This window comes from Janthinobacterium sp. GW823-FHT01H08 (assembly GCF_058797855.1).
Genome location: NZ_CM179504.1, coordinates 20537 through 33687, shown reverse-complemented (window position 1 = coordinate 33687; position 13151 = coordinate 20537). Strand labels below are relative to the sequence as shown.

At 58.6% G+C, this 13151-nt stretch carries 8 protein-coding genes; 4 read left to right on the top strand and 4 right to left on the bottom strand.

The window, feature by feature from the left end:
* The first annotated feature begins 64 nt into the window (after nucleotides 1-64).
* From AC3RCG_RS00110 to AC3RCG_RS00100, 3 genes are all read left to right on the top strand, one after another.
* Nucleotides 65-979, top strand: coding sequence for a DMT family transporter (locus AC3RCG_RS00110; RefSeq protein WP_492405002.1), 915 nt, complete (start codon nucleotides 65-67; stop codon nucleotides 977-979).
* 40 nt (nucleotides 980-1019) lie between these two features.
* Nucleotides 1020-2642, top strand: coding sequence for a toxin-antitoxin system YwqK family antitoxin (locus AC3RCG_RS00105; RefSeq protein WP_492405000.1), 1623 nt, complete (start codon nucleotides 1020-1022; stop codon nucleotides 2640-2642).
* Between the two features lie 351 nt (nucleotides 2643-2993).
* Nucleotides 2994-4724 carry a methyl-accepting chemotaxis protein gene (locus AC3RCG_RS00100; RefSeq protein WP_070310256.1) on the top strand — a complete coding sequence of 577 codons (1731 nt, stop codon included), beginning with the start codon at nucleotides 2994-2996 and terminating at the stop codon, nucleotides 4722-4724.
* 10 nt (nucleotides 4725-4734) lie between these two features.
* On the opposite strand, the gene AC3RCG_RS00095 is transcribed toward AC3RCG_RS00100, so the two are convergent.
* Nucleotides 4735-5877 carry an AI-2E family transporter gene (locus AC3RCG_RS00095; RefSeq protein WP_492404998.1) on the bottom strand — a complete coding sequence of 381 codons (1143 nt, stop codon included), beginning with the start codon at nucleotides 5875-5877 and terminating at the stop codon, nucleotides 4735-4737.
* 162 nt (nucleotides 5878-6039) lie between these two features.
* On the bottom strand, nucleotides 6040-7026 hold the full coding sequence (locus AC3RCG_RS00090; RefSeq protein ID WP_492404996.1) for a hypothetical protein: 987 nt from the start codon (nucleotides 7024-7026) through the stop codon (nucleotides 6040-6042).
* Nucleotides 7027-7179: 153 nt separating this feature from the next.
* Here AC3RCG_RS00090 and AC3RCG_RS00085 point away from each other — a divergent pair, with 153 nt between their 5' ends.
* Entirely contained in the window at nucleotides 7180-7548 is a 369-nt protein-coding gene (locus AC3RCG_RS00085) for a hypothetical protein (protein WP_492404994.1), read from the top strand.
* Here the strand turns inward: AC3RCG_RS00085 and AC3RCG_RS00080 are convergent.
* Both AC3RCG_RS00080 and AC3RCG_RS00075 read right to left on the bottom strand, forming a co-directional pair.
* Nucleotides 7527-8588, bottom strand: a complete 1062-nt coding sequence (locus AC3RCG_RS00080; protein WP_492404992.1) for a GGDEF domain-containing protein — start codon at nucleotides 8586-8588, stop codon at nucleotides 7527-7529. The two genes, AC3RCG_RS00085 and AC3RCG_RS00080, sit on opposite strands and share 22 nt — an antisense overlap.
* Before the next feature lie 401 nt (nucleotides 8589-8989).
* Nucleotides 8990-12847, bottom strand: coding sequence for a DUF3427 domain-containing protein (locus tag AC3RCG_RS00075; protein ID WP_070310261.1), 3858 nt, complete (start codon nucleotides 12845-12847; stop codon nucleotides 8990-8992).
* Nucleotides 12848-13151: the final 304 nt, after the last annotated feature.

The following is a 13151-nucleotide window of genomic DNA, read 5'->3' as shown; positions in this document are numbered from 1 at the left end:
AGCGCGAGAAAGCGCGGCGCGCCTGCGGCATGATGAATACCCGCAATTATTTATGGAGCCTCGCATGCCTGTGCGCGCCTATCTGTATCCGTTTCTGGCCATGCTGCTGTGGGCCGGCAACGTCGTAGTCTCGAAGCTGGCCGCGTCCAGCATCGCCCCCACGGCCATTACGGTTTACCGCCTGGTGCTGGTCTTGCTGGTGATGACGCCGTTTATCGCCCGTCCCCTGTGGCGCAACCGTCATGCGCTGCGGCGCCAGTGGTGGCAGCTGGCCCTGTGCGGCCTGATGTCGATGGCGCTGTTCCAGAGCCTGTCCTACCGCGCCGCCGAATCGACGACGGCGACGAACATGGCCATCGTCACGGCGCTGGCGCCGCTGATGACGGCACTGCTCAGCGTGCTGCTGCTGGGCGAGCGCCTGACGGTCGGCATGGCGGCCGGCGGCGTGCTGTCGTTTGGCGGCTTGCTGTACCTGGTCGGGCGCGGCGACGTGCTGGCCTTGCTGCAGCAGGGCGTGCATGCGGGCGATGCGCTGATGCTGCTGGCCTGCCTGAGCTTTGCCCTGTACGGCGTGCTGCTGCGCCGCTGGCGTCTGTCCATTCCCGCCTGGCAAGCTATTTATTGCCAGGCGCTGGCGGCCCTGGTGTGCATGCTGCCGCTGTTTCTGTTGCTGCCGCCCGGCAGCGCCCGGCTGGACGCCACCACCTTGCCCCTGATCGGCTATGCGGGCATCGGCTCATCCATCGTGCTGTCCTACCTGTGGATCGAGGGCGTCAAATTGCTGGGACCGAACCGCTGCAGCATCTACGTCAATCTGCTGCCCCTGCTGACGGCCTTGCTGGCCATCGTTTGGCTGCACGAAAGCATGCATCTCTATCACCTGGTCGGCGGCGGCATCTCGCTGCTGGGCGTGCTGCTGGCGCAGACGGTGCAGCGGCCGCTGTTTGGCCGGCGTCCTGGGGTGTCCGGCCTTGCCTGAACGGCCATGCATAATGGCGGCTTTCGGCAGTGGAGTTGACATGCGGTACACATTTTGGGTGAGCACGATGGCCATGGCGCTGGCCTTGGGTACCCTGGCGCCGGCCCAGGCCGCGCCGCGTTTTTATGAGGGTGCGCCCATGGCCTACGCCAGCGCCGTCGAGCGCCGCGACGGCGGCGTGGTGCTGGCCTTCCTGCGGGAAAATGGCGAGGTCAACGGCTACTATTGCCAGTGCAACGGCATCAGTGAAAAACGCATGAACCTGGACAAGTACGGCCAGGCCAGTATCGCGGCCGTGTTCCAGCTTGATCTCGACAGCGAGGGCGAAACCACGTTCGTGCTCAGCCGTAGTGGCGCGCGCAGTGACAAACCCTACGGCTTGCATGCCTACCGCTACGAGCGCAGCGGCGGCAAGATGTTCAAGGTGCCGGCCTTGCAGCCCGCGCTGGACGCCATCGTGCGCGGCGCAACAACCATGGACGAGGCGCAGGTGCGCGCCGCGCTGGCCTCCTTGCAGTTGATCGACTACAGCATCGCCTACGCGCCTACGGGCGTGGCCGGGTTCGACGCCATCGAGCATGCGCACGGCACCCTGGCCGGCTATTTCAATATCGATGGTGAATTATTGCCCGGCAAGCCGGCCGACGCCCCCGCGTTTGCCTATAAAAAGACGTACCAGGAAAAGGATGGCCATTATCTGACCGTCACGTATCTGCTGGGCAAGGGCTGGGAAGGGGGCTTCGCGCCCAGTTATCACATCAAATGGATCACCTGGGAAACGCAGCCGCAACGCTTTGCCGGCAGCCAGGACGGGCCATTCATCGAGTACGACGTCAATTGCTGCGTGGGCAGCGTGTTTGCCCGCGGCCTGTATGCGCAGGGCAAGCGCACCGGCGTATGGCATTACGAAGAGCCCAATACCATTCGCTCGTCTGGCGCTTTTGTCGACGACAAGGCCGAGGGGCCGTGGACATATGCAAGCGGCGACGAGACCACCACGGGCATGATGCAGCGGGGCCAGCGCACAGGGCGCTGGGAAGTGCGCCCGGGCGTGGCCGAATGGCGCGCAGCGGACATGCACAGCTACACCGGTTACGACCATTTCGTGAAAGACCGCCTGCACGGCCCCAGCGAGCGCCGCGCCGGTGGCGTGGTGCAATGGCAGGGTAGTTATGTGAACGGCAAGAAGCAGGGTCAGTGGGTGGAGCCTGGCTGTGGCGGCAACTATGCCGATGACATCAAACAGGGGCCATGGAAGAAATCGACGCCGGACGGCGGCTGGCAAGTGTTGACCATGCTCAATGGCAAACCCGATGGCAAGCTGGAGCAGTATGCGGCCGATGGCCGGCTGGAACTGGTCGAACATTACCGCCTCGGTGTCCTCGATGGCACGATGGAAAGTTTTTATCCGGATGGCAAGCGGCGTTACCAGGGCACGTTTGCCGACGGCAAGCGCGATGGTGCGGAAACCCTGTTGTATCCCGATGGCGAATTGCCGCAATTTCACCGCAACTGGCACAAGGGCGTGCTGCATGGCGTCAATATCGAGAATTTCCAGAACGGAAAGCCGAAGCAGATCGGTGCCTACAACATGGGCAGGAAAACGGGCCGGTTTCAGTATTTCCGCGACGATGGCCAGCTCATCGAAGAAACCATGTATTAACTAGATGGCTAGCATAAATGGCATTCCCAAGCGACCGCGCACGTCAGCGGAATGCCAGTTCTGCGCAAAAAACATCATCCGCTTGTTACAAAGCGTGAAAATTCCAGACGGATGTTGCTACTGGTAATCTTTCCCTGTATCTTGCAGTCAGGAAATTAAAAGTACAGGAAACCTCGACCTCGTTGCCCTGTCTTGCACTCCTGACGATATGCGCGGGCCGCCTTCCCCCCTGCCGCCGCACACGCCGTATCGACCTGTCCTGAACAATTCACGTGATCCGCCCATCTGGCGTTTGCCGCTATCTCGTCCGGCAGGCGGTGGCACGGTCGCGCCCTTACCAAGGAAAACTGCATGCTGTCGAATATAACAATAAAAATGCGTCTGATCGCTACCATGAGTGTGCTGGGCGTGTTGATCGCCTTGCTGGGCGTGATGAGCATCATCAGCCTAAAATCGGCCAACAACAGCCTCAACGAGGTCTACAGCAATCAGCTGGCCTCGACGCAAGCGATCGGCGAATCGCAAATTGCCCTGGGCCGCGCGCGGTTCACGATGGACCGTGTGATGGTGCACCCGGACGCGCCCGATGCCAAGGATACCCTGGCTCGCGCGGAACAATTTCTGGAAGCGTCCAACAAGTCGTGGAAGGTGTACCTGGCCTTGCCGCAGAGCGCGGAAGAAAAGCGCCTGTCCGACGACATGGACAAGAAGCGCAGCGATTACATGAACAATGGCGTGCTGACCATGAGCAAGGCTTTGCGTGAAGGCAACATCGCGCAAGCGGACGGCTTGATGATGAAAGGGCTGACGCCGCTGTACCGCACCCTGGACCAGGCCGCTGAAACCTTGACGCAATACCAGGCCAGCTCGGCCGCCAAGATGTATGCGGAAAGCCAGTCCAGCTACCGTACCCAGGTGACCATGGCCATCGGTGGCATGATCGTGGGCGCCTTGCTGACGATTATTTCCAGCTTCTTGCTGCTGCGCGCCATCTTTGGCCCGCTGGACCAGGCCCTGCGCCATTTCGGCGCCATTTCCGACGGCAACCTGGCCAACGACATCGTCATCACGCGCCACGACGAGATGGGCGCCTTGCTGACGGGCTTGCAGAAAATGCAGGAACGCCTGTCGACCACCGTGCGCGGCGTGCGCGACGGCAGCGGCGCCATCGCCACGGCCAGCAATGAAATCGCCTCGGGCAACCTGGACTTATCCAGCCGCACGGAACAGCAAGCGTCGAGCCTGGAAGAAACGGCCTCGTCGCTGGAAGAGCTGACCTCGACCGTCAAGCAGAACTCCGACAATGCGCGCCAGGCCAACCAGCTGGCCGTTTCCGCTTCGGACGTGGCCGTCAAGGGCGGCGCACTGGTGGCGCAAGTGGTCGATACCATGGGCACCATCAGCGAATCGTCGAAAAAGATCGCCGACATCATTGGCGTGATCGACGGCATCGCCTTCCAGACCAACATCCTGGCCCTGAACGCGGCCGTGGAAGCGGCCCGCGCCGGCGAGCAAGGCCGTGGCTTTGCCGTCGTCGCCACGGAAGTGCGCAACCTGGCGCACCGCTCGGCTTCCGCCGCCAAGGACATCAAGATGCTGATCGAAGCATCGGTACAAAACGTGGGTGCCGGCAGCGCGCTGGTCAGCCAGACGGGCACGACGATGGACGAGATCGTGTCCAGCATCCGCCGCGTGACGGACATCATGGGCGAAATCAGCGCCGCCGGCCGCGAGCAGGAACTGGGCATCGGCCAGATCAATCAAGCCGTGGCGGAAATGGATACCGTGACGCAACAGAATGCGGCGCTGGTGGAAGAAGCGGCAGCCGCTTCGGAATCCATGCAGGAGCAGGCGGCGGCGCTGGCCGAGATGGTCAGCATTTTTAAACTCGACGCCAACCACAGCGGCCCGGCAGCGGCCAAGCCTGCCTTGCGCAAGCCTGTCGTGGCCGCCGCCAGCACGGCCTTGAAACGCCCGGCGTTGCGCCTGACGCCAAGCCGTACTGCCTCGGCAGCCGCTCCGGCGCAGCCACGTGCTGCCAAGCCCGCCGCAGACAGCAGCGGCGAATGGGAAGAGTTTTAATCTAGCGGGGTTACAGGGCCACCTTGCTGCCCTGTTCCTGCAATAGCGCCGCCTCGGCCAGGGCCTGGGCGCGCGCTTCCTCTGCCGCCTGTTCGGCTTTCTCCAGTGCATCGTGGCGCGCCTGCAAGGCTGCCCGCGCGCGTACGAAGACGATCTTGATGGCCGCCATCACGGGCACGGACAGGAAGATGCCCACCACGCCACCCAACTGGTCGCCGGCCAGCAAGCCGACGATCACCATCAGTGGACTCACTTCCACGCCTTCGCTCATCAAATACGGGTTGACCACGTAATCCTGGAACAAACGGTAGGCGGCGATAAAGCCGATCAGCCAGAACACGTGCTCGAAGCCGCTGAAACCGGCCACGACCACGGCGATGACGGCCGCCGCCAGCGGACCGGCAAACGGGATGAATTCCAGCAAGGCGGCCGCGCCGGCCAGCAGCAGGCTGTACGGCACGCCCATCAGGGAAAAGGCGATGCTGTAAGACACAAACGTGGCGATCGACAACAGCAGCAGGGCGCGTACATAGCGCGACAGCAGGATGTCGAGGTCATCGATGATGGCGCCCCAGAGTTTCTTGTTCGGGCGGTTCAGCAGGGACAGCAAGCCGTCGCGCATGTCCGGGCCTTCCTTGATCAGCAAAAAGCTCAGCACGGGCACCAGCACCAGATAGATCAGGTTGCTGGCCGCATGCATGACGGTCAAGCCCAGTTCCTTCGCCAGCGGCATGGCTTGTCCCGTACCGCTGCTCAGCTGCGTCTGCATGAAGGACAGCAGGCGCGCGCGCAAGGGCTCCATGAATTCGGGCAACGGGAGGCGTTCGGCAAAATTATTCCCCTTGAGCAAGGTCGGCAGCTGATCGCTGAGCTTGATTGCCTCTTCCTCGATGCGCGACCCGAAGATGGACCCCAGCACCGCCACCAGCAAGATCACCACGAGGAAGACGATGCCGATGGCGGCTGTGCGCGGCAGGCGCTTCGGGCCATGGCGTTCCAGCAGTCCGATCAGCGGATACACGAGGTAGCTGAAGAAAATGGCAAAGACCACCACGATCAGGGTCGACGAGACCTTGTAGGTGAGAAAGAGCAGGAAGGTGATGAGGAACGCCGTCCACACCATCTTGGCAACACGCAAGTTAAAACCGAACATATGAATTCCTTAGGGCAGGATGCGACGCAAGCGTGGCTGGCTTGAAGGGCAGGGTGGGCAAGGCAGGGATGAGGCCGCGCCGCACGGCCGGAAATCATACCGCAAAATGCCAAAATGCTATGCTCTTGTGCGTAATGGCAATGCTTTCCCTGTTCGCCTTCCTTAATTTTTCCGCCAGATGGCCACGGTGATGAACACGCTGTCTTTCTTGCCCGGTTCGCGCAAGGTCACCGTGTAGCGGCCGCTCGTATCGCTGCCCGTGAACACGACCTTGTCGTCATGGCCCTGCACTTGCGCGCCCTTGGCCAGCTTGGCATAGGTGTTGAGCACCCAGTGGAAATCGGCATAGCTGCGCAGGGTGATGCTGGCATCGGGCAGGGGCTCGTCACCGGCCTCGGCCGCTTCCGCAGGCGTGCGCATGGGCAAACCGACCAGGCCCGCAGGTGCAATGAGCTTGCCGCCGCTGGCGCTGCTATTCAATTCCGCGTCCGGCAGCAACAGGTGCAGCAAGCTGGGGGGAAAGCCGGGCGGCACGTCGCGCGGCTCCCAGCCGGGCTGGCCGGGAAGAGTGGTGATGTATTCCACCGCAGCAATACTTTGCCGCTGTTCCGGCGCAGCCTGCGCCAGCATGGGCGGCAGTTGCCGCGCCCACACGAGCAGCGGCGCGGCCATCTCGTCCTCCGCGCCCGACGGAACAAACACCGTCAACATGGCGTGGGTGGACGGCAGGCAGGCGGGCACGGCATCGCCGATGGCGGCCTGGCAATGACCGTTGACGAGGCCCAGGGCCAACAGCTTGCGTTGCGGATCGAACAGCATCGCCGCGCGCTGCGCGCCGTGTGTGTCGGGGTTGATGGACGCCAGCACGGAACGCCCGTCGGGCAGCATGGTGCGCTGGATGTCTGGCAGCGAACGCATGCTGTCGAGTACCTGGAGCGCGATCAGGGTATCGCCCTGCGTGTAGTTGCCGCGCGCATAGCCGAGCAGCTTGAAGACGCCGGCGCGGATTTGTGGATGCTCGTTCAGGCTGAGCGGCGGCGATGGCACGGAGACAGGCACGGTGGCGGCCACGAAGGCGGCGTCTTCGGTAGGAATGGCTTGTGCCATGCTGGCAAGCGGCAGGCACAGGGCGGCGTACAGCGATAGCATGCGCAGAGTGAATTTTCCTGGGGTGTTCAATGGCAATCCTTGTCGAGACGCCAAGCCGGTCGGCTTGCCGGCATGCGCGCGCCGCGATCTTAGCATTTCAGGAATGAAAAGCTTTCTGCTAAGCTAGTCTATTGAATCACTGCCCCGCTTGCCATGGCCAAGATCACCATTTCCTGCAGTACGCCCGTTGACGATGAGGTCGTGACCGAGTTCCTGCACAAGTACGTGCTCCACTCGCGTGTCGGGGCGGCCAGGAAATTGCGCATGGGAGAGAAGGGCTGTTTCTATACGTGTTCTTTATACCTGGAAGACCATGCCAGGGTCAGCCAGCTGCTCCGCCGCATGCTGGCCTTCTTTGAGAGCAAGAACATTCCCTTGACCATCCTCAAGATCGGCGCGCAAGACAGCTGGTGCGAGGTGGATCCCGAGCAGCGCGATCCGTGGAAGATTGCGCCGCAAGCCTTGCTGGCGCTGCTCGACGCGACGCCGGACGGCGGTATTCAGGCGGCGTTGAACACGTAGCGGTTCTTGCCGTTTTTCTTGGCCTGGTACAAGGATTCATCGGCGCGCCGGTAGCTGTGCGACAAGTCCGCTTCCTTGATCAGTTCCGCCATGCCGATGCTGACGGACACCTTGCGTTCCGGCACGAAAGCCGCCTCGACCGCATCGACCAGCTGCGCGGCAAAGGCGCAGGCCGCGTTCTTTTCACCCACGTAGATGACGGCAAATTCCTCGCCGCCCAGGCGGCCGCACAGGTGATCGCCCGACAGCCCCGCGATCACCTCGGCGATCCTTTTCAGCACTTCGTCGCCCACGTCATGGCCATGCACATCATTGATCTGCTTGAAGTCGTCGATGTCGATCATCAGGAAATACGCGGGCGTGCGCGCCGTGCGCTGCAGGACGCGGGCGCTTTGCGTGAACATGCGCCGGTTATTGAGTCCGGTCAAGCCATCCTTGTAGGCCATCGTCGCCAGCTCGCGCTGGGCGCGGTAGTTATGGATGCGCAAGATGAGAAAATAGATGTTCAGCGCCAGGCCGATGATCACGCTGATGGTGACGGCCAGTACGGGCCAATGCTGGTCGGCCTGGCCCGCATGCACGGGAAACTGCCCCAGCCCCAGGATGGCCCACACGCACAGCGACACGCCCAGGTAATACGCGATACCGCTGAAGATGGGCGCCGTCGTTAGGGTGATCATCACGCCCAGCGGTAATACCCAAAAAGCGGGGTCTTCCGTGCCCAGCATCAGCACGCGAAAGCCGAAAGCGATAAACAGCACGCTGATGGTGCCGCTGGTGATGATGGCCTGCAAGGACTTCGCATACACAGTCAGCAGCAGCCCGGCCAGCATGCCCGTCACGCCCAGCGCCGCCTGCGCATGATCGAGCGACGCGCGCGACAAGGTCAGGCTGAACGTGACCAGCCAGCAAGCCAGGCCAAACGTCAGGATGGCTATCGAAATGAAATGCAGTTCCTTGAAAAAGCGCTGCTGCTGCTCCCGTTCTCCTGAAAAGAACAGGTAATAGAAGGCAGGCGACAGGCTGCGCGAAGTGAACATTGCATTTGTCCAGAGACAACACGCCTTGCGGCAGGGGCGCCTCCCGGCAACAGCAGGCGGCATGACGCGCGTACAAAATTAGTTGCGCTCAGGAACTAGTGTACTGGTTTCTTGGGGGCAGTGGTGATCCGGGCGAGGAAAACGGCGGCCAGTGTCTTCGTGTCGCCACAGTATGAAGGAAGTGCGCTTATTGCTCGATCAACATAGCTACACCGACGCCATGCCGCAAACCGTCTGGTGTAGCAAGACCAAGCCGGATATCGCCGCCAGCATCGTCGGCGTCTTAACGCGATGATGGACGGCAAGTTGGAACAAGTGTTGCAAACCTTTGGGGAAGTGCTGTTGCCGAAGGCGGCTTGATAGCGCCAACACTAGCGTTCACGCTGCGATAGATCAGATGCTTATAGCGTAGCCAAGCTAAATACGACACTCATCGGACTGCTGCCTGTGTGGCTCACGTAGCGTACCGCTCCATGATAAACGAAGGGCGCACCTTTACCGTTGTGTAGCTTAGATTCACGCACAAACAGATGGATTGTGAGTCCTTTTTGCTCGTGTTCGATAATGTCCCGTCCTCTTTTGTTAATCGGTGTTGTGGAATTTTGGCTTTGCCAATGAAAGGTGCTGTCATCGACCCAATGATCGACGTACCGATGATCTGCGGTCTTGCCTTGCTTATTCAGCGTTACCAGCAACACCATTGCGTTCTTGCCGGCCAGCGTCACATGCCCGACATTCCAATTGCCGATGCTATAGGTTTCGCCAAATAACGGCGCAATATCCTCGCGCTTGAATGCCTGTCCGACGGCCAAATCGAGCGGGCTGACAATGGCTTTGAAACGCGCCAAAGTGTGCATATCCTCGGTAGCGCCCATGTCTTGATAGTCTGTATTCGTTGCCCGTAGTACATAGCCGCCGTCAGGTGTTTTAACGATATGGCGCAGTAAATACTGGAAGCCATCGCCAGACTCATCTTGACGCTCGATTGCCATCACCGAGCCAGTGATCGAGCCCGCATTGGTGGGCGTAATATGTTCCAGTAGCAGGTAGTCGCCATCTTGAATCGGGTGTTTTCCACCGTTCATGGAATTGCCAGATGCTCGGGCGATAAAGTGTCGATGCGGATCGATATTTCCGTAGCTGGTAGGCAGATTGCGGTACTCCTCCGCATCCACAGTCCCGGTCTTAAAGTGGCCGCAAGCGATCTTTAAATTTGGAAAATATGGCAGTGCCGTCAGATTGTTCGCCTTTTCGCTGCGAACAAAAGGAATCACATTATTTGTTAAATCTGCTTGGATGCGACGGATTTCATAGGAAGCCAAGCGGTAGTCAATAATCTCTTGCACCATCAGTTCGAAGTTCTCCCGATGGCCGTCATGAAGCTTAAAGACGGCTTCAAATCGCCCATCTTTCATCCGGAAATCACTATTCTTAGCAGTGCTATTGCCACCTATCCAAGCGTTGATGGGATTGCTGGACCAGTAGCGCAGCCATGCTTCGCTTTGACCATTCCCTACGCGCAGTGGCTGCGGAAGATCTGCCAGAAGCGCGCGTCGCCGTTGCAGCACTTGCCATGAGCGCTCAGACAGTGCGGCCGCTGTTGGTGGCGTATGCCAACCATCCATTTCCTGTAATGCCTCAAGCAATACCATCTTGAAGCTCTTGTTCATCAAGGTTATTTCCAGTTCGCGCAAGAAGCTGCGATGCTTGGCCGCGATGACTTGCTCGTCTGCGTTAAGGTCATCCATTGCCTGAACGAGAGCGTACCAATCACCGTACTCCTTACGCATCGCTGGCATGCTGGCGCCAGCCCGGTAAAACTCGGTCAAGGTCGGGCGCCGGCCTAAGCTATCGCGCAAGGCGATGTACTCGTTTTTCGTTCCTTCGCTGTCCAACGACTTGAGAAACTCGATCAATTTCAAATCGTAGTTGACGAAGCATCCCTCGGGCAGATCGAGCTGATTCGCCTCTGCCTTGCGTGCGAAATCCGCTAATTTTTTATAGCTGGCGTCGATCTCAAACAAGGCCTCGGGTTTGTGCAGAAAGCTCTTGTGATTGCCGATAAAGTCCAAAATAACCAAGCGTTCCTTGCCTTCGCTTTTGCGCAAGCCTCGGCCCAACTGCTGGAGAAATAGGATTTTGGACTCTGTAGGGCGCAGCATCATGACCGTATCGATGGCCGGCAAATCCACGCCTTCGTTAAACAGATCAACAGAGAAGATCACTGCGAGCCGTCCGTCACGCAGGCGCTCCAGCGCATCGGCACGACTCAGCGGCGAACCGGCATACACGGCAGCACAAGCGATATCCGCCTTGGAAAATTGGGCGGTCATAAATTCAGCATGCGCGACCGAGACACAAAATGCCAGCGTGCGTTGCTGCTTATGGCGCTGCCACTCCGTCAGCGCATGCTTAGCACGAGCCAGCGTCGCTAATTTATTGCTCAGTTGCTCAAGAACGAAGCGCCCGCTACGCCAAGGTATCTCGGTGTAATCGACGGAACTGTCGAAGATGCCATAATAGTGAAACGGTACCAAGAGCTTGGCTTGGATACCGGCAAATAGCCCCCGCGTGAACACCAGATTGTCATCGCATAGCGACAAGATATCGGACTGGTCTGAACGATCCGGCGTCGCCGTTAAACCCAGCAGAAAACGTGGTGAGAAATAGGCCAGTAAGCGTCGATAGGTGGGAGCGGCCGCATGATGGAATTCGTCAACGACAATATAGTCGAAATGCTCTCGCGAGTATCGCTCCAAATGGACTTCTTTCCCCAGCGTTTGGATCGAAGCGCATAAGATATCGGCCTCGCTGTCTCTGGTTTGACCAGCGTAAAAGCCGACGCGTGCATCGGGGCGAATGCGTAGGAACGTTTCGGCGGCTTGATTCAAAATCTCCTCCCTGTGAGCGACAAACAACACCCGTCGCGCTCCGAGCTGTTTGGCATCGAAGGCGGCAAGCCATGTTTTTCCAAGGCCGGTTGCCAGCACGACTAAACCGCGTCGAAACCCTTCATCGCGTGTCGCTCTCAGAGCGAATAAGGCTTCGATTTGGACGGTAGTTGGAACGGGGGGCGCATCTTGTTCCAGGCTACCTGGAGCTACAGCCATCGGTAAGGGAACGCGGCGGGCATCATACTGGGCGATCCACTCATCCGTTAGGGGGACGCAGCGAGGATGAGCGAACAACTCTTCGAATCTGGAGCGTGCTTCCAGATAGCCATTGTCGCCCGGATAATCAATGCGATAGTTCCATTCCACGCCATTCGTTAGCGCTTGCCTACTGATATTGCTGGAACCAATAAATGCCGTGCCGCTTAGAACGCGCTGGTCATTGAGTTGAGCGAACAGATAGGCTTTGAGGTGAAAACTGCTGCCAGCCGATTGGTGCACTTTGACCTGCGCGCCTTTGGCCTGCAGCAGCATCAACAAGCGCAAGGCCTCGGTATCTGTCACATCTAAATAGTCGCTCGTCAGCACCCGTACACGCGCCGGCTGGCGATTCAATTCCTTGTCACCTTTGAGTGCGCTTTGCAGGTCTGGCAGCAGCAAGCGCAGTCCTGTCGTCTTAACGAAAGCAACAGCTAAGTCGACCTCGGATGCTTGATTAATGGAACTGCTCAGGTGCGGCAAAAACGGATCGCTCCCACCCGTAATCAGATGATTTTGTGATGCGACTGCACGGCGCACGAGTGCGTTTAGCCATTGCTCTTTGCGGCCTGGACGTTGATCTATTGACTGCCAGCAAGCCATGGTGTCCACCTCGGGCAAGGCAGTAAACCATGTACGCAACTGCTGCTCTTCGACATCAGTAAAGTGACGCCCATCTTGAACACGTTCTCCCGTGCCTATTTTAAAACTGAGATAAAACACACCGCCGGGTTTCAGTGCATTCCACAGACAGGCAAGAGCAGCTGGCAATTCCGCTTTTTCAACATGCAGCAAGCTGGCGCAGGCCCAAATGCCGTCATAGCACACTTGCTCTTTGACATCGATAAAACTACGCACCTGAACCTGAATGCCAGTGTGTTCCTCTGCTAAACGCGCAAGTTCATGTGAGGCATCGAAAGCGGTAACACGATAGCCTCTGTCCAAAAATACCTTGCTATCTCGCCCCGAGCCACAACCGGCATCCAAAACGTTTCCGCCTGCGCTCACCGCAGATAAAAATCGGTCATGCAATACCGACATATCGACGCTAATTGTATTAGTAAAGAAAGTCGTCGCGTTTTGATTGTAGTAGCTCAGGGTAGATGTCATCGTGCTGTTCAATCTGATCAAAAAAAAGGCGACACATTGTGTCGCCCCCTCTATCAACAATACTGTAGGATCTCAAAATAGATGAAATATAACGCTTTAAAAATCAACAAGTTATCCATGTATTTTGAGACTAAAGGCAGTGCCATTCTCATAAAACATGAAAATTTCCTCATGAAATCTCACAATAGATGAAAATTTCCTAACGCCCACTCCGCTCAATTGCAGACTGACGTTTCCATTGCTTCAAGTAGGCAAGTTAAGTATATGTATGTGCTGCAAATGGATGTAAGATATTTTGTACATT